This window comes from Methylomicrobium agile, from assembly GCF_000733855.1.
Classification (GTDB): domain Bacteria; phylum Pseudomonadota; class Gammaproteobacteria; order Methylococcales; family Methylomonadaceae; genus Methylomicrobium; species Methylomicrobium agile.
Genome location: NZ_JPOJ01000001.1, coordinates 1,762,559 through 1,782,950, shown reverse-complemented (window position 1 = coordinate 1,782,950; position 20,392 = coordinate 1,762,559). Strand labels below are relative to the sequence as shown.

Sequence of the window (20,392 nt, the reverse complement as noted above, 5' to 3'; positions counted from 1 at the left end):
TTTCGTATTAATGTTGAATCTGGGAGCGATCATTATTGGCCTGATAATCATGTGGCTTATCATATAAACGCCAACCCGGCATGATCGCCGCCGGGAACGAGCTTTTGAGAGTTGACATCGCCCGTTCCCGCCCGTCTGTCGTCCGCATACGGGAGCGCGATTTGCGGGGCCGGCGCATCGGCCTTGTTATCTTGAATTTTGACGCCCGCCAAACGCGATGAGTAAACCAAGCCCTCCCGTTTTATTGGCTTGCCTGTTAAATAGGGCGCCTATTCCGAATCGAAGACATTTTCCCCGGCAAGTGAACTAACCCGATCTCCAAATGGCCATATCTTCATCATTCCGTGGACAGCATGAGCCATAGCCTGAGAAGGGCATGAAAATTGCCTGTCAACCGGTCAGTTCCGAACGAACGTTTATTTTTGTAATGGATCATAATGAGTTAATTAACCCTTTGATTTAAAGAGCATACTCTCATGGAGTGAAAAATGTCGGTGAGTGACAACAATGGACAGCAAACACCAGGCTTTCCGATAGTCGGCATCGGCGCATCGGCCGGCGGAATGGAGGCGCTGCAAAACCTGTTTTCCGCCCTGCCGCCCCAAACCGGGCTGATATTTGTGGTGATACAGCACCTGCCGCCCGACCATACGAGCCATCTTCCCGAACTGCTCGGAAAGGTGTGCCGTCTGCCTGTTTGCGAAGCCAAAGACGGCATGCAGGTAGAGCCCGATCACGTCTACACGATCGCCCCCGGCGAAGCGCTGGCCCTGGATCAAGGCAGGCTGCGGAGCCGCCCGTTTCCCGCCAACGCCAGGGTCTGCATCGACATTATCAATATTTTCTTCAAAAGCCTGGCTGCAGACCGCGGCAACAATGCCATCGCGGTGATCCTCTCCGGCACCGGCAACGACGGCGCGGAAGGCGCCCTCCGGATCAAGCAGGCAGGTGGCACCGTTTTCGTACAGAACCCGACCACCGCCATGCACGGCGGCATGCCCTGTGCCGCGATCGCGACCGGTACGGCAAAGCATATTCTGCCGGCGGATGCGATCGCCCGTGAATTGCTCGCCGACACTTACGCTGCGGCGGTGCATCCGCCGGCGGCTACGGGACCGGAAGACATCGCGCAACCGCTGGAGGAGATTCTAATGCTGATCCGCCGCCATGCCGGCTCGGATATGAGCGGTTACAAGTTCAGCCCGCTGTTTTGGCAGATTCAGCAGCGTATGCGTGCCCGGGGCATCGATCAGGCCCACGATTACGTCGCGCTGCTGCGCGAGGAACCGGCCGAACTGGAAACGCTGGTCCGGAGCATACCGATTCACGTGACTGAGTTCTTCCGCGACCCGGAGGCATGGGACATGCTTGAAAGCAAAGTGATCCCGCCCTTGATCCGGGAGCACCGTGGAGACCGTCCCGTACGGGTTTGGACGCCGGCCTGTTCCTCGGGCGAAGAAGCGTATTCGGTCGCGATGCTGCTGGCCGGGCAGATCGATCGGCTGGGCGAACCGGCCGATTTCCGGATTTTTGCTACCGATGCGTCGCCGGATATCGTCGCCCGCGCCCGGCGTGGCGTATTTTCCGCCGCTGCGGTCGAGAGAATTTCACCGGAACGCCGGATGCGCTTTTTTTATCCCTACGGCGGAAAGTACCGAATCAAAAAGAGCCTCAGGGAAAAGCTGGTGTTCGCGCCGCAACACCTGCTTGCGGATCCGCCTTTTGCCGATGTGGATCTGGTCACTTGCCGAAACCTCTTGATCTATTTGGAACCCTACGCACAACAGCGGGTGGTGGCGCTGCTGCATGCCTCGCTGCGAATGGGCGGTTACCTATTCCTCGGCCGGGGCGAATCCCTGCCATTAAAACAGGACGGTTTCGAAACCGTATCGATGCCCCGGCGCATCTATCGAAAAGTAGCCCCGCTGGAGAATAGCCCGGTCCGGTTTCCAAAACGCCTGAAGCGGCTACCGCCCTCGCACACCAGCGCCACCCTCGGTGCTGAAAGCGCGCATCGGGCGGTACTGGAAGAATTCGATCTTCCGTCCGTGTTGATCGACGTGCAGTTCAACATCCTTCACATCTACGGCGACACCTCTTCTTTCCTGCGGCTGCCGCCGGGCCAGCCGACCCTGAACCTGCTGGCGATGGTTCCGCCGGTCTGGGCCGCCGACATTCGAGTTGCGGCCCAGACCGTTCTGTCCGAGCTGCAACCGGTGACGATGGACCGCCTGCGTGAACCCCAAACGGCCGAAGGCGCATTGCGCATCAAGCTCACGCCGATCCAGTCCGGAGAAGGGGAAAGCACATCCCGCCTGCTGGTTTCGTTCGTACGCTCGAACGGCTCCGGCACCCTCGCTCCCCGGAACGGCTCCGGCCAGACCGTGCCGGACGTTTCTGCGGCCGGACCGGGGACACTACCCTGCTGGTGCGATACGCTGAGTCTGACGATCGAAGAACTGGCAGCCTCCCGCGAAGAACTTCAGGTGCTGAATGAAGAACTCCGGGCCGTCAACGACCAGCTCAATCTCAGCAACGAGGAGATCAACGACGTCAACGCCCGGCTGCATGCCAAGATCCAGGAACTGGAAACACAGAGCCATGTGCTCAGCAGCGGCGCGGTGATGACCTTGTTCCTGGATAAGGAGCTGCGCGTACGCTGGTTTACGCCGGCCATCGGCGAACTTTTTCCGCTGCGGCTTTACGATACCGGACGGCAGATCACCGAACTCGGGCCGCGGTTTGTCGATCCTCATTTCATTGACGATGTACAGGCCGTAATGCGGACGGGCGAACCTCTCGAAGGAGAGGTGTGCAATATGGAAGGCCGCTGGTATTTGCGCCGGATCGGCCCTTTCCGTACCGGTAACGACAAAACCGCCGGCGTCGCCATTACCTTCACCGACATCACCGAACACAAACGGGCCGAAGAGGAGGCTCAGGCGCAGCACAACCTGCTGAAAACGGTTCTCGACCATTTGCCGGTGGCGGTCAACATCGTGCGCGCCTCGGATATGAACATCTTGCTGGTCAATCCGAAATACCAGGAATTGGCGCCGCAAAGAAAAATGGTGGGCAAGACGCCTCGCGAGGTATGGCCGGAGGAACCGGAGATAGAAAAACACGTTCTGAACGTCGCGAAAACCGGAAAGCCGTTTTCCGCGATAGATGCCCCCTATGAAGTAAAAAGCTCCGAAAACAGCCGCGTGGAGGAAGTTTACTTCAGCTGGTCCATATTCCGGATCGCGCTGCCCGGAGACGCGGGTTGGGGATTGATCACGACCGCCTGGGAAACCACCGACCGCAAACGCACCGAAGAGACGTTGCGCCGGACCTTGGCCAAAGCGGAGCAAGGCGACCGGATGCTGGCCGCCTTGATGGAATATCTGCCGGAAGGCATCGTCGTCGCGGACGCCCCTGACGCGAAAATCCGGATGATCAACCGGACCGGCCGGGAGATGACCGGCAAACCGGACAGGCACCTGAAAGTCGCCTGCGGCAAACTGGCGGAGCGATGGGGCATCCGCCGTACCGATGGGGTCACGAAGCCGGCGGATGACGAACTCCCTCTGGTGCGCTCGATCCGAAACGGCGAAACTGTCAAGGATGAAATTTGGGTAATCGTCCGCAAGGATGGGCAGCACATCCCGGTGCTCTGCAATTCAGGCCCGATCCGGGATGCAAAGGAAAACATCACGGGCGGCATTCTCGTCTTTCGCGACATCACCCGGCCGTAAACAGGGACGGCCGTGCGTACTTTATTCAACCTTTCATGGTACGCACAGCCTACTACAGCGGCTTATCCCCTTTGAGGACCAACCCAAGTCAGATAAGGGTGTCTCACGATGAACGCCCGGTATGGGAACGAGGGGGAAATTATGATCGGCCCAATCCTTAGCCGACGATGCGCCCGCCATAAGTTTTCAGCTTGCATGAAGCAAAAAAGAATCGGGGAATTGCCGAACTCTCGTTTACCGCAGCTCATCCAATTGAATAATCAGATTCCACAATGACGGACGAATTTTCGGGTATCGCCCGACCGGTACGATACCGCCAGAGCCGGAAGAGAGGAGGCAAAATATGACGGCATCCGCTTCTCTTAAATATACGGCGTCCGAAATCCATCGGGCGGCGCGCCTTTATCAACCCAGAAACAGAAAAGTAATCAACGGGTGCATCTTTTACGAGCCCCGGCTGATCTTACCGCTGGAATGGGACGGAGAAACGCTCTGCCAGATGAATGAACTGCTCGCGTGCCCCTCGGTGGTCTCTTATGCGATCCTGCAGCTGCTTTCGGCGACACGCACGAACCTTCCCATTTCGCAGCGGTTAAGGCGGGACTGGAAAATGGTTCGGTACGAAGATGAAGATTTCGATCCCTGGGAAGATGCGCTCGACGACCGCTATTTCACGGAACGGGTGCGCGTGCCGGTGGAACGGCACAGATACCTGCTGTCCTCCCAAGGGATACGCAGGATCATCGACCGGTTATGCGCGCAACAGACGGGCGACTACGTGGGCGTACCGGTGTCGGACAGCCCCTGCACCGCGCAAGAAGCAATTCAGGCCGCGCTGCTGGACCGATCGGTCAGCCTCAGGCAGGTGCGTTTCATCCTGCATCTCGACATACACTACCTCGTATCGCTGGTGTCCGTTTGATGAACAAAGGCTGTCTGAAGAAAGCGGATAGAAAGGTGAAGTCGTCCGCGCCGCATAGAAACCGCCCACCCCGGCCGAACGCTGGCAAAGCCTGTATCACTTTACCGTGGGCGAGGCACTGGAAGATGCAAGGCTGCAAAGCCTGCCCGCTTACGATCATTTGGAATGAGCCATCCCTTCCTTCTTCTACCGCGCGGCGGAATCGGAGGTAGTTGTCCTATGCCAAGAAAGAATTGCCCGATAATGCTCATGCAAGGTTTACACGCTTTTTGCGCCCACTTCGCCGAGGGTGAAGAAATTGGAACGATCGTCATATAGGCACGGTCTTTTTCAACTAAAACCCCGTTGAAATTTTATTTGCCGAGGAGGCGGTTATGGAAGAAAAGCCGTACGGTCGAAAGAACGTTTTTCCTGGCCGACGAGAGGAGACGAAGCACAGCAAACCGACCCGGCTGCCAAGGGAGAAGGCGCCATGAGCTTGTGGGACAGAATCAGGATGCCGGGCAGTGACTCCCTCGAAATGGAGCCCGTCGGGATCGGCAGCACGAACGGCCTGTTGACCAAAAGAACGCTGATCGTGGCGCTAACCGCGGCCGCGGTGATTGCGTTGCTACTGATGGTGTGGCAGGTCGCACAGATTCTTTTGCTGATTTTCGCCAGTCTGTTGTCGGCGCTGTTTTTGCGCACCTTGGCAAACCTGATCAGCCGGAACACGGAGTTGAGCGTAACGGCCTCTCTGAATCTGGTAGTGCTGGCGCTGCTGGGAACTTCCGTACTGATCCTCTTGCTGTACGGACCCGACATTGCGGAAGGTTTTTATCAGTTATCCAAGAAATTGCCGTCGACGCTGGACCGCCTGCGCACTTCTTTAGGCCAGTATGCCTGGGGACCTTTGTTGCTGGACACCTTTTATCAAATCGGAAACGCTCTGACCGATCCGCGGCAACTTGGAAAAATCGCCGGCATTTTTTCGACCGCATTCGGGGCGGTCGCGAGCTTCCTGATCGTAATCGTGCTGGGCCTTTACTTTGCCGCCGAACCCGGAATTTATCTCGATAGCACGGTTCGCCTGTTTCCCCAGGCGCGCCGGGCGCGAATCCGCGAAGCCTTCGACAGAATCGGGCAGGCGCTCCGCTGGTGGCTGGTCGGCCGATTCGCGTCGATGTTCGCGATCGGTTTGCTGACGTTTATCGGGCTGGCCGTTTTAGGGGTGCCTTTCGCCTTCATCTTGAGTCTGCTCGCCGGCGTCCTGACCTTTGTGCCGATCATCGGTCCCTTGATTTCCGCGGTACCGGCCGTCATGGTGGGCTGGGCCGAAAGCGGCTCGACGGCGCTGTACGTAATGATTCTCTATTCGGTGATACAGGCCCTCGAAAGCTACTGGATCACTCCTTATATCCATCAGAAAGTCGTGGCGCTGGCCCCGGCCTGGCTGCTGACCGCCCAGTTGATCATGGCCGCGGGCTTCGGCATTCTCGGCTTCCTGCTCGCGCCGGCGCTGGCGGTCGTGATAATGGTGCTGGTGCAGATGTTTTACGTACGCGACGTGCTCGGCGAGCCGGTGGAACTGCCCTGAAACCTTCGACCTGAACCTCAAAGTGCCATGGCCAGAAACGTAACGCAGAAACTGATCGAAAGCCATCTGGCCGAAGGCCGGATGGTGGCGGGCGAAGAAATCGGCCTCAAGATCGACCAGACGCTGACCCAGGACGCGACCGGCACGCTGGTGATGCTGGAATTCGAAGCGCTCGGCATCCCGCGCGTCAGGACCGAACTTTCCGCCCAATACGTGGACCACAACCTGCTGCAGGAAGACTTCAAGAACGCCGACGACCACCTGTTCCTGCGCAGCGCCTGCAAAAAGTTCGGCCTCTGGTACAGCCGTCCCGGCAACGGCGTCAGCCATCCGGTGCACATGGAGCGCTTCGGCATCCCCGGCAAAACCTTGTTGGGTTCCGACAGCCACACCTGCGCGGCGGGCTCCTTAGGCATGCTGGCGATCGGCGCGGGCGGGCTGGAGGTTGCAATGGCGATGGCGGGCGAGCCGTTTTATGTCAGGATGCCCAAAGTCTGGGGCGTCAGGCTGACCGGCGCATTTCCCGATTGGGTCAGCGCGAAGGACGTGATTCTGGAGATGCTGCGCCGGCACGGCGTAGACGGCGGGCTGGGGAAGATCGTCGAATATTACGGCCCCGGCTTGAAACACTTGAGCGCGATGGACCGGCACGTGATCGCCAACATGGGCGCCGAACTCGGCGCCACCACGACCGTGTTTCCGGCCGATGCGGCGGTCAGGGCGTTTTTGAAAAGCCAGGGCCGCGAAAACGCCTTTCGGGAACTGCTGGCCGACGAAAATGCGGCATACGACGAAGACGAGGATATCGACCTGTCGGCGCTGGAACCCTTGATCGCGCTGCCGAGCAGCCCCGGCAGCGTGGTGCCGGTGCGCGAGGTGGCGGGCCGGGAAATCTACCAGTCTTATATCGGCTCCTCCGCCAATCCGGGCTTTCGGGACTTCGCGGTCGCGGCCGAGATCGTCGCCGGCAAACAGGCGCACGACCGCGTATCGTTCGACGTGAACCCGACTTCCCGGCAGATCCTGGAAAACATGACCGCGACGGGCATCCTGGCAAAACTGGTCCATGCCGGCGCCCGCCTGCACCAGGCCGGCTGCGGCGGCTGTATCGGGATGGGGCAGGCGCCGGCGTCGGGCCGGATCAGCCTGCGCACCGTGCCGCGGAATTTCCCGGGCCGTTCGGGCACCAAGGAAGACCAGGTTTACCTGTGCAGCCCGGAAACCGCCGCCGCTTCGGCGCTGACCGGCATCATCACCGATCCGCGCACCCTGGATATGCCCTATCCCCGCATCGCGGAGCCGGCAGAAGTGATTCTCAACGTTTCGATGCTGGTTCCACCCGCGCCGGCAGCGGAAGCCGGATCCTATCCTCTGGAAAAAGGTCCCAATATCAAGCCGCTGCCCGACTTGGAACCGATGCCCGAGGCGCTCGAAGGGCCGGTGCTGCTGAAAGTCGGGGACGACATATCGACCGACGAAATCATGCCGGCCGGCGCCAGGGTGCTGCCGTACCGCAGCAACATCCCGGCCATCAGCCGATTCGTATTCAGCCAGGTCGACGAGACCTACTACGACAGGGCGATGGCATATCAACAACAGGGCTCGTTCGTAGCCGGAGGTGCCAATTACGGGCAGGGTTCGAGCCGCGAGCACGCCGCGCTGGCGCCCCGCTTTCTGGGCCTGAAGGCGGTCATCGCGAAAAGTTTCGCCCGGATTCACCTGCAAAATCTGAGCAATTTCGGCATCCTGCCATTGATTTTTATGAATCCCGAGGATTGGGATCGGATCGAACTAGGCGACCGGCTGTCGATCCCCGACGTGCGCGCTGCGATTCGCAAGGGAAAGCGCGTCCGGGTGATCAATCTGACCAAAAACGAGGCTTATGAAACCGAACACCCATTGGCGCCCAAAGCGGTCGACAGGGTGCTGGCGGGCGGGCTGATCAACTGGGTCAAACGGAAAAGCCCGAGCCCGGAATAGCGTAGCGGCGGCGGTAAAACCGGATCAAGGGCTAGTAGTCACTCATGTTGAAGCAAAGAAATAAAATCAGACCTACGAGGTTTTTTAAAACCTCGTAGGTCTTTTAGTGCGGTAATCCTGCATGCCGGACGGGATAAATGAGGCTGTGAAAGTATTCCCCGCCCTTGCTAAAATAACGGAGCCCGCCACCGCCCCGTTAGCGCCGATGACCCGTCCGTACAAAGAAGGACATTTGATAGAATGGCTGGCAGCGCCGGAATAAACCCGGCTGCGGCGCAGTTTCAGCGTCTGGATCAACCGGGTGCTCATGCGCCGGGCGAGGACCGGCCGACCGAACCGAACGATTTACGGGAGATCAAGACCATGCTGGCACAACGCATTTCGCAATGGCTACAAGAAGCGAGATTACAGGGCGAGGCGCAAGGGGAAGCTCGGGGGGAGGCTCGGGGCGAAACCAAGGGCGAAGCCCAAACACTGCTAAAACTGCTCCGGCTAAAATTCGGCCCACTGCCCGCGGACATGGAGCTGCGAGTGCACGCGGCCGCGAAAGCCCAACTGGACGCCTGGGTCGAGCGTATTTTGACTACCGAACGGTTGGAAGACGTGTGGGACGAACCGTTATCCGCTGCAGCCAAGTGCCTCCCCAGCGGTAGGCAACGCAGGAGCAGTTGCCGAGCGATCCGCCATTGAGCGGCCATCCTCCTCCGGCGAAATTGCTATCGCTTTCCGCGCGGTACTTCATTGGACAATAAAAAACCCGCTAAGCCTTGCAGCTTGCGGGTTTTATGTATTCTGTGGAACTCTAAAAAACTTATAAGTGGTGGGGGGTCAGGGACTCGAACCCTGGACCTATGGATTAAGAGTCCACTGCTCTACCAACTGAGCTAACCCCCCGCGTTGAATGATCAACTAGAGAATAGAAGCGGAATTATAGCGGATATTTCTACAAATTCCAATATCCTCCGCTTCATTTGACGACCTTCAGTTGCGGCCTGCCCGTCGGCGGCCGGGTATCCGGCGTTTCGGGCGGCGTATCGTCTTCAATTTCTTCTTCGGGATCGAAGATCATCCCTTTGCCGTTTTCTTTGGCATAAATCGCCAGAACCGCCCGAATCGGCACGAAAATGTGCCTGGCGATACCGCCGAAACGCGCGTTGAACTCGATCTGGTCATTGCCGAGCGACAAACCGTGGACCGCCTCCGGACGCACGTTCAGGACGATCCTGCCGCCTTCCACGAATTCGTGCGGCACGAGCGCACCGGGATGTTCGGCATTGACCAGAAGATACGGCGTCAGGCCGTTGTCGGTAATCCACTCGTAGATCGAGCGGATCAGGTAAGGTTTTAGCGGAGTCATTTCGGGAGTTGCGCCATGTCTTTTTCGGCGTCGCTCAGGCTGCGCTTGAATGCAGGGCGTCTGAAAATACGCTCGGCATAATTGATGATCGCCTCGTTCGGAGTCGAGACATCGATGCCCACCATGGGCAGGCGCCATAGCAGAGGGGCCAGCGCGCAGTCGATCAGAGAAAATTCGTCGCTCATGAAAAACGGCCGGGCCGCAAAGATCGGCGCGGACGCCAGCAGGCTTTCCTTGAGCATTTTTTTCGCGCGGGCGGATTTTTTCTCGCCGGAGTATAAAATCTCATCGAGCAGCTGATACCAGTCCTGATCGATGCGTTTGATCAGCATTCTTGCATTGGCGCGGGATACCGGGTCCATCTGGTGCAAGGGCGGATGCGGAAAACGCTCGTCCAGGTATTCCATGATGATCCGGGAATCGTAAAGCACCAGATCGCGTTCCACCAAAGTCGGCGATACGGCGGTCGGGTTCAGTTCGAGCAAGTCCTCGGGCGGACTGGCCGGATCGTAGTATTCGATGTCTGCGACGATCGCTTTCTCGTGTAATACAAAGCGAACGGAATGGCTCATTGCGCATGTTGGAGAAGAGAATAGAGTCATCACAGATTTATTACTAAACAAGTTGGTCACTAATCAAGAACCTCTTTTGAACGTCCTAAACGCTGAATTGAGGCATTATAACATTCAAGGACGCGGCTTTGGGCGACGCGGTACGCGAATCGCCCGGATTATGTGGAGCCGCTACGCCGAGTCGATCGCTTAATGCACGTCCTTCCAGTACTCCTTTTTGAGCACGTAGGCGATACCCAAAAACATGAACAGGTAAAGCAGCACATACTTGCCTAGACTGACTCTCTCCAGTTGCATGGGTTCCCCGACATAGGCCAGAAAATTCACAAGATCGTTCACCAGATCATCAAACTCTTTTTCGGACAAAGTGCCGGGCTTGTCGAGCACCAAACCTTCGACGATCTGTTTGCCTTCGACCATGTTGACCACCGCTTGCTGCTGGCCTTGCAACTGCCAGAATACATTCGGCATGCCGACATCGGGGAAAACCGCGTTATTAACGCCCAAAGGCTTGCTTTTATCGACATAAAAGCCTTTCAGGTAGGTGTACAGCCAGTCGGTGCCGCGTGAGCGGGCGATCAGCGACAGGTCGGGCGGCTGGATGCCGAACCATTTTTCCGCGTCATGCTTGTTCATCGCGGTGAACATCTTGTCGTAGATGCTGGCATTCTGCGGCGCGATCTGGGTCAGCATCTTCTTCTCGTCGAGCCCGAAATCCTGCGCCAGGCGTTTGTAACGCATATATTTGAGCGAATGGCATCCGAGACAGTAAGTCACGAAGGTTTTTGCGCCGCGCTGCAGGGAACGCTTATCGGACAAATCGATATTCGCCGCTTGCAGTTCGACGCCTTCCGACGCGTATCCTTCAACCGACAACGCGCAAAACAGCAGTAATGTTATTATTCTTCTCATATCAATCAAGGCTCGTTTTGAGGGTTTTGACAAAGCGCTTGGCGACACTGCGAACGCCGACAGGATTCAGCCGTCTTCTCAAAAAGGTGCATTTGGCCAGCGGCGATGCAACCGGTTTGGACAACGGTTCCACAAAAGTGACCTCTTCATAGACTTTCTTTAACGCTTGAAGGCGGTCGTCGAGACTCGGCTGATAAGTGACCCGGCTCGGCACCGGTTTCAATTTTTCCCAGCGCGTATAGATCGGCATCAGCAGGAAGAAGCCGAAATAGATCGCGGTGCAGATCCGCGCAATGACGCTTGCGAGCGGCGTCGGCGGCTGGGTACCCAGATAGCCGAGGATCAGAAAGCTGACCACGAACAGAAACAGCGCTTTTTTATAGATACCTCCACGGTAACGGACCGATTTGACCCTGCCGCGGTCGAGCCAGGGCAGGAAAAACAGCACGACGATCGCGCCGCCCATGCCGATCACGCCGGCAAATTTGTCCGGGATCGCACGCAAAATCGAATAGAACGGGGTGAAGTACCAGACCGGCGCGATATGCTCCGGCGTCTTCATCGGATCGGCCGGGATGAAATTGGCGTGCTCCAGGAAGAAGCCGTTCAATTCCGGCATGTAGAAGATCACGACCGAGAAGAAGACCAGAAACACCGCCACGCCGACGATATCTTTGACCGTGTAGTAAGGATGGAACGGAATGCCGTCGAGCGGAATGCCCTTGACATCTTTCTGTTTCTTGATTTCGACGCCGTCCGGATTGTTCGAGCCGACTTCATGCAGCGCGACGATGTGCAGGAACACCAGCATCACCAGCACCAGCGGCACCGCGATCACGTGGAACGCGAAGAAGCGGTTCAGGGTCGCATCGGAAATCACGTAATCGCCGCGAATCCACAGCGACAGATCCTCGCCGATCACCGGAATCGCGCTGAACAGCGAAATGATCACCTGCGCCCCCCAGTAGGACATTTGGCCCCACGGCAGCAGATAACCCATAAAGGCCTCGGCCATCAAGGCGACGAAGATGAACATCCCGAAGATCCAGATCAGCTCGCGCGGATGCTTGAACGAACCGTAGATGATCCCCCGGAACATGTGCAGGTAAACCACGATGAAAAACGCGGAAGCGCCGGTCGAATGCATGTAGCGGATCAGCCAGCCCCAGTTCACCTCGCGCATGATGTATTCGACCGAATCGAAGGCCAATTGCGCATCCGGCTTGTAGTTCATCGTCAGCAGGATACCGGTAATGATCTGGTTGACCAGCACCAGAAGCGCCAGCGACCCGAAAAAATACCAGAAATTGAAGTTTTTCGGCGCGTAATAATGCGCCATGTGCTCTTCCCAAATCTTGGTGATCGGAAAGCGTTCGAGTATCCACTCGCCGAACAAAGTCAGACGTGAAGGTTTCATGCGCTTGCTCCTTGGCTGGGTTCACCAATGATCAGTTGGTTTTCGGTCACATACCGGTAAGGAGGAATCTCCAGATTGGTCGGCGCAGGCACGCCCCGGTAAACGCGTCCGGCCAGATCGAACCAGGAACCGTGGCAGGGGCAGAAGAAGCCGCCTTTCCATTTATCGCCGAGGTCGACGGGCGCAATTTCGGGCCGGAAAGTGGGCGAACAGCCCAGGTGGGTGCAGATACCGATCGCGACAAATATTTCGGGCTTCAGGGAGCGGTAGAGATTTTTGCTGTATTCGGGCTGGATCGACTCCTCGGACAGCGGATCGCGCAGCTCGTTATCCAGCGTTTTCAGCGTCGCCAGCACCTCGGGCGTGCGCTTCAGAATCCAGACCGGCTTGCCGCGCCAGGCCACACGGAGCAGTTGGCCGAGCTCCATCTTGCCGATGTCGACCTCGACCGGCGCCCCCGCCGCCATCGCCTTTACGCTGGGCTGCATCTGGGCGAGAAAGGGTACCGCTAAGTAACCCGTGCCTACCGCCCCCACTACGGTCAGCGCCGAGGTTAAAAATTGGCGCTTAGACTTATCGACGCCTTTATTATTCATTATCTAACTCTCCTGTTCCGGTCTATGCCGTGACTAACGCGTTAACCGGGGCAATATACCACTAGAACCTAGTCGATTTGAAGTGCTTCGACCGATTTGTTTACCGTGAAATAACAAAATGCGGCGAGAAAAAATGGAAAACCGGCGTCTTTTTCTCTGCCGCCTTCTCCCGTCGCAAGAAGACTCACTGACTGGATACAAAACTCTGATTCAGCGCGAAAAGAAAAGCTTGGTTTTCATCGGGCTTACCGATCGTCACGCGCAGGCAATCGGCCAGCAGGCCGCCCTGCGGGCTCAAATTCTTGATCAGTATCCCCCGCTGTTTAAGCCCGGCAAAAATTTCGTCCGCGCGGCCCGGCGGCGTTCTGAACAGAATGAAGTTGGCGGCGCTCGGGTAAGACATGATGCCGCCGATGGCGGCCAGCGCGGCGAAAACGCGTGCCCGCTCGGCGCAGATCAGCCGGGTCTGCTGATCGAACAGGGTTTTGTGGTTCAACGCGAACTCGGCGCTGGCCTGGGTCAGCACGTTGATGTTGTACGGCAGGCGGATTTTATCCAGTTGCCCGAGCAGTTCGGCGCTGCCGGCCAGGTAGCCGAGCCGCAGACCGGCCAGTCCCAACTTGGACACCGTACGCATCACCAGCAGGTTCGGATAGCGGCCAAGCATGCCCAGGTAACTGGCGCCGGCGAACGGCTCGTAAGCCTCGTCGATCACAACCAAGCCCGGCGCCTTTTCGACGATTGCCTCGATCGCGGCCCGGTCGAACAGATTGCCGGTCGGGTTGTTCGGATAGGCCAGGAAGATCAGCTTCGGCCGGTGCCGCTCGATCGCGGCCAGCATCGCCGGCAGATCGAGACCGAAATCCTCCGCACGCAGCGGCACGCCAACGTAATCCAGACCCAGGCAGCGGCTGAGCTGCCGGTACATCACGAATCCCGGCTCCGGCGACAGCACGGAGGAATCCGGCGGCAGCGCCATCAACAAGAGCTGAATGATTTCGTCGGAACCGTTGCCGAGCAGCAGCGGCGCATCGTCATCCAGGCCGGCGGAACGTCTGATCGCCGCGGCGAGACGGCGCGCACAGGGATCGGGATAACGGTTCAACGGACAGGCGCGCAGGGTTTCGAGCCAACGGGTTTTGAGGTCTTCGGGCCATTCGTAAGGATTTTCCATCGCGTCCAGCTTGATCAAGCCCTCCGCATCGGCAACGTGGTAGGCGGACATGGCCAGCACTTCCTTCCGGAAAACACCGGCCGCCAGGTCGTTCATGTTCATCATTAATATTAGGAGTCGGTATCGCTGCGGTTGAGTTTCGGTCACATTGTCCCAAATTCCTCGGCCGATGTCTTGCCGAGTTTCAACCGCTGTCGACAGCCTGTTGCTGGGACGCCGGCCGGCTTGGGCACGAATATTTTGGGAACAAAGTGTTAACCGGCGGAGATGATGATCTTCTCTGCGCAACCGCCATGAACCGACGCTCAATCGTTAACCGAAGTTCAGGCCGTCCGGATTTATGAATACAAACGCCAACATCCCGGCAACCGGCAACATGAAATTTCGCTTGAACGGCGCGTTAACTACCGGTACGCTGCACGGCGTCAGTTTCTCAAATGCGTTAGCAATAATAACTAAATTTAAACCAACGCTCGTTACCGTTACCCCGATGAATACATCCGTCATTCCGCCTCCCACCGATTCACCCGGCCAACAACGTGAACAATTGCATCTGATCAATCTGCATCTGGCGGCCTTGGGACAGCCGACCTGCGAAGCCGAGCACGATCAAAGTTATCTGAAGATCGCGGACGGCTTGTTGAAAAATTATTCCCTGCAGCGCCGCCTGCTGTCCCGCTACCGGTGTCCCGCCGATCAGCGCATTCAGGATTTCCTGAACGCCTACCTGCGCGAAAACGGCGTCGAGAGCGAAATTCTGCTGCCCGGCGAAACCTTCATCCTCGAAGAAGGGCTGGCCCGGGAATTGTCGCTGCCGTTCCAGTCGAACGAATACCATTCGCCTTACATCGACTCGTACCGGGTTCGGCAAGGCGTTCTGCACAATCCGAAAAACGACCGGCGCACGACCCAAGGCGTGTTCCACATCGCGGCCGGCGGCTTGCCGGTGCCGGCGGACAAAAGCGAAGTGCCGGTTCGCGCTTACGCGGAAATCCTGCTCCGGGCCCTGACCCCGCCCGACGACCTGCTGTGCCTACCTTATACGAGCCGGCAGCAAAATCCGGCGAAACTGTGGCTGTCGATGCTGATCCGGCCGCGGGTGGTTCCCGGCATTACCGGCGTAGCGCCGCCGAAAACGATGGAAACGCGTTTTTTTGCGCCGGCCGGCCTGGTCGCGAACCTGGACTTCGTCGAATCGATCTTCGGCAATGCCGGCAACCCGTTTCTGCCCGAAAACGATGCCGCGCTGGACATCGAGCATTGGACCGGCCATACCGGCTGCATCATTCTGGCGCCGCATCTGGTGCATTGCCGCAAAAAGGACCTGGGTTTGCCGCCTGTCGAGGAAGCGAGCGAACGGCAGCGCCAGGACGGCATGTGCTGGCGAAGCGAAGACGAACGTTACAACGACGGCAAGCCTTTCAAACTGGTGTGCCGGAACCTGCACGGCGTCATCGTGACGATCATCGCCGACAATTATTTCGGCTACAGCAAAAAAGAGATCAAATCGCAGATCAGCTATGCGGCCAATCTGTACGGCGGCTGCGAAGAAGAACACGCCGGCGGGGCGCTCGCGTTCGTCCGGGCCAGCCTGGGGGACATTTATCTGGCGGGCCCGGAAAACATCAAGGACGTCACCTTCGAACGGATTCCGCGCCTGTTGGGCGATACGATCGACCTGCACCCCGAAGAAGGCTATGCGGTCGACAAAACCCATCCCGACGTCATTTTCATTCCCGAAACGGCCGAAATCAACATCCAGCAACAGCACATCAGTTGGGGGCAGAACGGCGCGGCGCAGACGCTGAAACTGCTGGCCGACCGAACCTACGTGTATCCGAACGGTTTCCGCGTGCACATGGAGCGCCACCCGCACGCGCCGAGCTGGCGGCTGATCGGCACTTTCCCGGAAAGCACCCTGTGCCACAAACCGAGCACGGTGTCCGGCGGCGGCAAATCGGAAATTTCGAAGTCGATCGCCGGCGCGATCCTTTTCGGCTCCATCTTCGTCGAAGATTTCGACAAAGACATGGACACCGTCGCCGAAATTTTCGCCTACGACTATTCGCAGCGTTTTCGCGATCCGGCGCGCAACGGCGTCGACCGGCGCCCGCTGCTCAGCAACCAGCGCACGCTCGGCTCGGTGATCAAACTCTTGACTCCTTCGCAAGGCGAATATGCCGACGCCTACAACCATTGGCTGACGCAATTTCCGCAGCACATCTGGGCGCTGGTGCTGATCATCAAGCGCTTTTTCAACCCGGCGTGGGGCGAAGAAAACTGGCGCGAACATTTTTCGGTCGACGTGGTGAACGGTTATCCGGGCAACGAACTGAAATTTCAGGGCCGCAAACTGATCGCCTGCTATCTGCGCGTCGGCTACGACAGCAGCGGCGCCTGGCGGGTGTTCAAACTGCGCCAGGATTTCATCGCCTCGGAAAAAATCCAGTTCGAAGACGACATCACCGCATCGACCGTGGTGCCTGCCGGATTTTTGCCGGGATTGAGCCCGAACACGCCGAACCCGAGCGTCAAACTGGTCGACAACTGCGAAATGAGTTTTTTCCAGCGGCCGGACGACGCAGTCCACCGCGGCACCGACCTGCAAACCGAAACCGACCTGGCCGGCGGCAACAATTTCATTTCGAATTTCGAACCGCTGACGCCGGCCGACGCCCGGGAAATCCGGGACGACGTGGTGCATTTCGACCAGTTCAGCGAACCGATGCGCAATCTGATCGCGCGCGCCGCCGAGGCCCCGGAAGGCGAATTTTTCGTCTCCTCGGCGCATCCGCGCCGGGTCGACGGCAAACCGAGCCAGAACGTGCGCTACCTGCAGCGGCGGCCCGATCTCGTCGATCCGCGTCCGCGCTATCTGGCGGAACTGTCGACCCGGCTGGCGCGCGGCCTGCGCATCGATCAGCCGGTGCATTTTCCGGTCGATGCGGTGCTGCCCGGACGCCGCAACAACCCGCGCGATGCGGCGGCCGGCATCAAGCCGCTGGCGATTTACAACCCGATCCATTACCAGGATCTGCCCGAGCTGTTCATGGATTTCATCTGCAGCCTGACCGGAAAATCGCCCTCGACGACCGGCGCCGGCTCGGAAGGCGCGCTGACCAAAGGCCCGTTCAACGCGGTCTGCGCCACGGCCGACCTGAATACCGCGTTGGTGTCTTTCATCCTCTGCGGCTACGACGGCTTCTCGACCGCGGCCGGTTATATCGGTTCGGCGCGGCGGATCGATCACGACATCAGCCTGCTGATCCCGGAAATCTGGTCGCGCCTGCCGGTCGAGCAGCGCGATCCCCGCTACCTGATCGCCGAAGGCCATCTCGAAAAGCTCGAAGATTTCGAATTCGAAGGCCGGACCGTGTACGCGAGCCGCCTGGGTTATCGGATCACCGAACGCTTCGTGCATACCAATTTCGGCAAGGTCTTCGATTATCCGACCGCGGTGTTCGACGAAGCGATGCTGAAGCCGGAAATCCAGAGCCTGCCCGATTTCGTCGACGGCGTCGACAACGTTTACCAGGCGCAGCGACGGGTCGCCTCGCTCTATTTCGGGGACGGCTCGATCGACGACGCCTGCCCGCCGCTCAAAGCGCTGCTGCAGGTGATGGCTTACGGGCATTACGAAGGCAAAACGGTAGACGATCCATCCATTCGTGCGCTGTTCACCCGCGAGGCGCTGCTCGAAAGCGACTGGTACCGCGAAAGGCTGCAGATCAAGCAACAGCGGGAATACGCGCTTTGGCTGCGGCACCGCGAATATATCCGGCAACGTTTGAGCGAAACCGAACCAAGCGAAGCGTGGCACCGGGTTTTAAGCGAAAAGCTCGAAACCGCCGAACGGATGCTGGCCGAGGTTGGCGAACCGGCTTATTTCGAAAAGTTGTCCGGGACTTTGGGAGCGGACTGGGTGCATCGGTGAAGAATTGCAGGGCGCAATAGGCGATAGCCGTATTGCGCCGCATGCATAAACATCCGGCGGAATACGCTGCGCCATTCCGCCCTACGCGGGCTTAATAACTCAACCGGAAGCCGATCTCCGCCCCTCGTCCCGCTTCCGGCGCAAAATTGCGCAGGTACGAAGTCGAGTTGCGAATATTTTGATCGAGCAGGTTATTGCCCTTCGCGAACAGCAGCAGTTCGGCCTCCTTGTAAGCCTTCAGTCGATAGTTGACGCCGACATTCAGCAGGAAATAGCCGGCGGTGGAAGTTTCGAAGTCTCCGGCATGCGGCTGGTCCTCGGCGCGCGTGAAGCGCAAATAGCTCGACAGTTTGTCCTGCTGATAATCGAGCTGCAGCCCGTAACGCAAGGGCGGCATCCGCGGCACGTCGCCGCCGTTTACGAATTCGCCGCGCGTATAGTCGCTGAACAGCGTCAGGTCCAGCAGCCCGTAGCGGTTCTCCATCATCGGAAAGATCAGCTTGGCCTCAAAGCCTTTGAAGATCGCGTCCCGCTGGCTGCTGACCAGGACCGGCTTGCAGTCGACGGCGCAGGGATTGCCCTCCTCATCCACGAATTCGCCGCTGCGCTGCTGGTAGATATAATCGCCGGCCCAGTTGTGGAACAGGTCGAACTCGGCGCGCAGCCAGTCGGACTTGAAACGGTAGCCCAGATCGAGGTTGTAGGAAGTTTCTTCCTTGAGGTTCACATTGCCCCGCTCGAAGCTGCGGGTCGCGTCATGGAAGCCGTCGGCCAGCAGTTCCTGCACTTGCGGCGCGCGCGAGGCACGGGTGACGGCCAGATTCAGGCTGTTGCGTTTGTCGATTTTCCAGGCGGCGGACGCCGACGCACTGACCGGCGTGTAGTCGAGGCTTTTCATCCCGTCCGGCTGAATATCGGTTTGATCGATGCGCATGCCGAACTGATAAGCCACAGGCCCCGCATCGAACGATTCGATGGCAAAGAGACTATAGCTGTCGATCAGCGAATGCGGCACGATTGGGGCGCCGGTCAGTTTCTCGATCGCGGTAAAGTCGCTGGACTGCACCTGCAAACCGACGGTGCCGCGTAGGCGGCCGATGTCCCGGTGGTCCATTTCCAGCCGGCTTTCATAAGTCCGGTTCGCAAAAAACGCGCCCGGCTCGCCGTTCGCGATTTCGGTATGCTGGTAGTCGGTATAACCCAAACGGGCGCGCAGGCTTTTCGCCAAGCGGAACGGATCGGCCAGCTCGCCTTTGAAGTCGTACTTGTCCTGCCGGAGAGCGATACGCACGGTTTCTTCGCCGGTCCCATCCGGCGCGATGCCGTAATTGTTTTCGAGATGATTGATCGAGGCGCCCGCGAAGCCCGGTTCGCCGATCCAGGAGAGGCCGGCCGAACCGCTGATCGCCTCCGCGCCGGTGTTGTTCAGATGGCCTTTGGGATTATCGACGATCTCGAGCGAAGGGTCGGTAATCGAAGCCTTGGCCGTATCGATCGCGCTACCGCCGATCGAAAGATTATCGCGGTGGCGGTAGAAGCCGTCCAGGTGGTAGGCGATGTGGTCCCGGCCGCCGTCGATCTTCATCGCGGTGCCGGTTTCGTCGCTGGTCGAATCGAAGCGCTGTTCGAGCGCCCCGCCGACCGGTTTGTCGGGCAGCTTGTCCGGAATGCGGTTGTCGATCACGTTGACGATGCCGCCGATCGCGCCGCTGCCGTACATCAGCGTGGCCGGCCCGCGCAATACTTCGATCCGTTCGGCCAACAGCGGTTCGACGCTGGCGGCATGGTCCGGGCTGAATGCGGACGCATCGTTGCTGCCGATACCGTTGCTCAAGACCCGCACCCTGGGCCCCGCCTGTCCCCGGATCACCGGCGTGCCGACGCCGGGGCCGAACGACTGGCTGGCGATGCCCAGTTCGTCCTTCAGCGTTTCGCCGATGCTACGGCCGATCTTCATCCGCAGCGCTTCCTCGCTCAATACCACCGAAGGCTGTACGGGATTCTCTTTTTCTTTCCGCGCAGGCGCGGTGACGACGACTTCGCCCAGCGTCGTGTCGTTACCCGGTTCCCCGGCTTGCACGCCCCCGCCCGGCAAGAACAGGCAGGCCACGATATAAGGATAAATCGGTTTTTGCATCAAATCATCTCATCCGTTGTGATGTTATATTATAACATACAAAAAATTCTCCCTGCACTTCCATTCTTTCAATCGCCC

Annotated in this window: 14 protein-coding genes and 1 tRNA gene; 6 read left to right on the top strand and 9 right to left on the bottom strand. The window is 58.6% G+C overall.

The window, feature by feature from the left end:
* Nucleotides 1-494 precede the first annotated feature (494 nt).
* From CC94_RS0108605 to CC94_RS21360, 5 genes are all read left to right on the top strand, one after another.
* Nucleotides 495-3,737, top strand: coding sequence for a chemotaxis protein CheB (locus CC94_RS0108605; RefSeq protein ID WP_169740950.1), 3,243 nt, complete (start codon nt 495-497; stop codon nt 3,735-3,737).
* A 343-nt stretch (nt 3,738-4,080) separates the two neighbouring features.
* On the top strand, nt 4,081-4,659 hold the full coding sequence (locus CC94_RS0108600; RefSeq protein WP_005368936.1) for a hypothetical protein: 579 nt from the start codon (nt 4,081-4,083) through the stop codon (nt 4,657-4,659).
* Between the two features lie 472 nt (nt 4,660-5,131).
* Nucleotides 5,132-6,235, top strand: coding sequence for an AI-2E family transporter (locus CC94_RS0108595; protein WP_005368935.1), 1,104 nt, complete (start codon nt 5,132-5,134; stop codon nt 6,233-6,235).
* A 27-nt stretch (nt 6,236-6,262) separates the two neighbouring features.
* Nucleotides 6,263-8,215, top strand: a complete 1,953-nt coding sequence (locus CC94_RS0108590) for an aconitate hydratase (protein ID WP_005368934.1) — start codon at nt 6,263-6,265, stop codon at nt 8,213-8,215.
* Between the two features lie 240 nt (nt 8,216-8,455).
* Complete coding sequence (locus CC94_RS21360; RefSeq protein WP_031430497.1) at nt 8,456-8,905, top strand: RpnC/YadD family protein; 450 nt, start codon at nt 8,456-8,458, stop codon at nt 8,903-8,905.
* Between the two features lie 128 nt (nt 8,906-9,033).
* On the opposite strand, the gene CC94_RS0108580 is transcribed toward CC94_RS21360, so the two are convergent.
* The 8 genes from CC94_RS0108580 to CC94_RS24635 all read right to left on the bottom strand — a co-directional run bounded on the left by CC94_RS0108580 (nt 9,034) and on the right by CC94_RS24635 (nt 14,750).
* A tRNA-Lys gene (locus CC94_RS0108580) sits at nt 9,034-9,109 on the bottom strand.
* Nucleotides 9,110-9,182: 73 nt separating this feature from the next.
* A complete protein-coding gene (locus CC94_RS0108575; RefSeq protein WP_005368932.1) occupies nt 9,183-9,572 on the bottom strand; it encodes a ClpXP protease specificity-enhancing factor in 390 nt (129 codons plus the stop codon).
* A complete protein-coding gene (locus CC94_RS0108570) occupies nt 9,569-10,144 on the bottom strand; it encodes a glutathione S-transferase N-terminal domain-containing protein (RefSeq protein ID WP_245549438.1) in 576 nt (191 codons plus the stop codon). Before CC94_RS0108570 ends, CC94_RS0108575 begins: the two co-directional genes overlap by 4 nt.
* Before the next feature lie 189 nt (nt 10,145-10,333).
* Complete coding sequence (locus CC94_RS0108565) at nt 10,334-11,056, bottom strand: cytochrome c1 (protein ID WP_031430495.1); 723 nt, start codon at nt 11,054-11,056, stop codon at nt 10,334-10,336.
* A 1-nt stretch (nt 11,057) separates the two neighbouring features.
* Complete coding sequence (locus CC94_RS0108560) at nt 11,058-12,473, bottom strand: cytochrome b (RefSeq protein WP_005368925.1); 1,416 nt, start codon at nt 12,471-12,473, stop codon at nt 11,058-11,060.
* Nucleotides 12,470-13,069, bottom strand: coding sequence for a ubiquinol-cytochrome c reductase iron-sulfur subunit (petA, locus tag CC94_RS0108555; protein ID WP_005368923.1), 600 nt, complete (start codon nt 13,067-13,069; stop codon nt 12,470-12,472). Before petA ends, CC94_RS0108560 begins: the two co-directional genes overlap by 4 nt.
* A gap of 184 nt (nt 13,070-13,253) precedes the next feature.
* Nucleotides 13,254-14,345, bottom strand: a complete 1,092-nt coding sequence (gene hisC, locus CC94_RS0108545; protein ID WP_031430494.1) for a histidinol-phosphate transaminase — start codon at nt 14,343-14,345, stop codon at nt 13,254-13,256.
* A 210-nt stretch (nt 14,346-14,555) separates the two neighbouring features.
* A complete protein-coding gene (locus CC94_RS24635; RefSeq protein ID WP_031430492.1) occupies nt 14,556-14,750 on the bottom strand; it encodes a hypothetical protein in 195 nt (64 codons plus the stop codon).
* Between CC94_RS24635 and CC94_RS0108535 the strand changes: the two genes are divergently transcribed.
* On the top strand, nt 14,734-18,177 hold the full coding sequence (locus tag CC94_RS0108535; protein ID WP_031430491.1) for a PPi-type phosphoenolpyruvate carboxykinase family protein: 3,444 nt from the start codon (nt 14,734-14,736) through the stop codon (nt 18,175-18,177). The genes CC94_RS24635 and CC94_RS0108535 overlap by 17 nt on opposite strands.
* Before the next feature lie 91 nt (nt 18,178-18,268).
* Here CC94_RS0108535 and CC94_RS0108530 read toward each other — a convergent pair whose 3' ends face one another.
* On the bottom strand, nt 18,269-20,314 hold the full coding sequence (locus tag CC94_RS0108530) for a TonB-dependent receptor (RefSeq protein WP_031430490.1): 2,046 nt from the start codon (nt 20,312-20,314) through the stop codon (nt 18,269-18,271).
* Nucleotides 20,315-20,392 lie beyond the last annotated feature (78 nt).

Excerpts from the sequence above, each read along its gene's own strand:
- CC94_RS0108595 (WP_005368935.1), top strand. The coding sequence starts at position 5,132 with ATGAGCTTGTGGGACAGAATCAGGATGCCGGGCAGTGACTCCCTCGAA.
- CC94_RS21360 (WP_031430497.1), top strand. The coding sequence starts at position 8,456 with ATGGCTGGCAGCGCCGGAATAAACCCGGCTGCGGCGCAGTTTCAGCGT.
- CC94_RS0108535 (WP_031430491.1), top strand. The coding sequence starts at position 14,734 with ATGAATACATCCGTCATTCCGCCTCCCACCGATTCACCCGGCCAACAA.
- CC94_RS0108590 (WP_005368934.1), top strand. The coding sequence starts at position 6,263 with ATGGCCAGAAACGTAACGCAGAAACTGATCGAAAGCCATCTGGCCGAA.
- CC94_RS0108600 (WP_005368936.1), top strand. The coding sequence starts at position 4,081 with ATGACGGCATCCGCTTCTCTTAAATATACGGCGTCCGAAATCCATCGG.
- CC94_RS0108575 (WP_005368932.1), bottom strand. The coding sequence starts at position 9,572 with ATGACTCCGCTAAAACCTTACCTGATCCGCTCGATCTACGAGTGGATT.
- CC94_RS0108530 (WP_031430490.1), bottom strand. The coding sequence starts at position 20,314 with ATGCAAAAACCGATTTATCCTTATATCGTGGCCTGCCTGTTCTTGCCG.
- CC94_RS0108560 (WP_005368925.1), bottom strand. The coding sequence starts at position 12,473 with ATGAAACCTTCACGTCTGACTTTGTTCGGCGAGTGGATACTCGAACGC.
- petA (WP_005368923.1), bottom strand. The coding sequence starts at position 13,069 with ATGAATAATAAAGGCGTCGATAAGTCTAAGCGCCAATTTTTAACCTCG.
- CC94_RS0108570 (WP_245549438.1), bottom strand. The coding sequence starts at position 10,144 with ATGAGCCATTCCGTTCGCTTTGTATTACACGAGAAAGCGATCGTCGCA.
- CC94_RS24635 (WP_031430492.1), bottom strand. The coding sequence starts at position 14,750 with ATGACGGATGTATTCATCGGGGTAACGGTAACGAGCGTTGGTTTAAAT.
- hisC (WP_031430494.1), bottom strand. The coding sequence starts at position 14,345 with ATGAACATGAACGACCTGGCGGCCGGTGTTTTCCGGAAGGAAGTGCTG.
- CC94_RS0108565 (WP_031430495.1), bottom strand. The coding sequence starts at position 11,056 with ATGAGAAGAATAATAACATTACTGCTGTTTTGCGCGTTGTCGGTTGAA.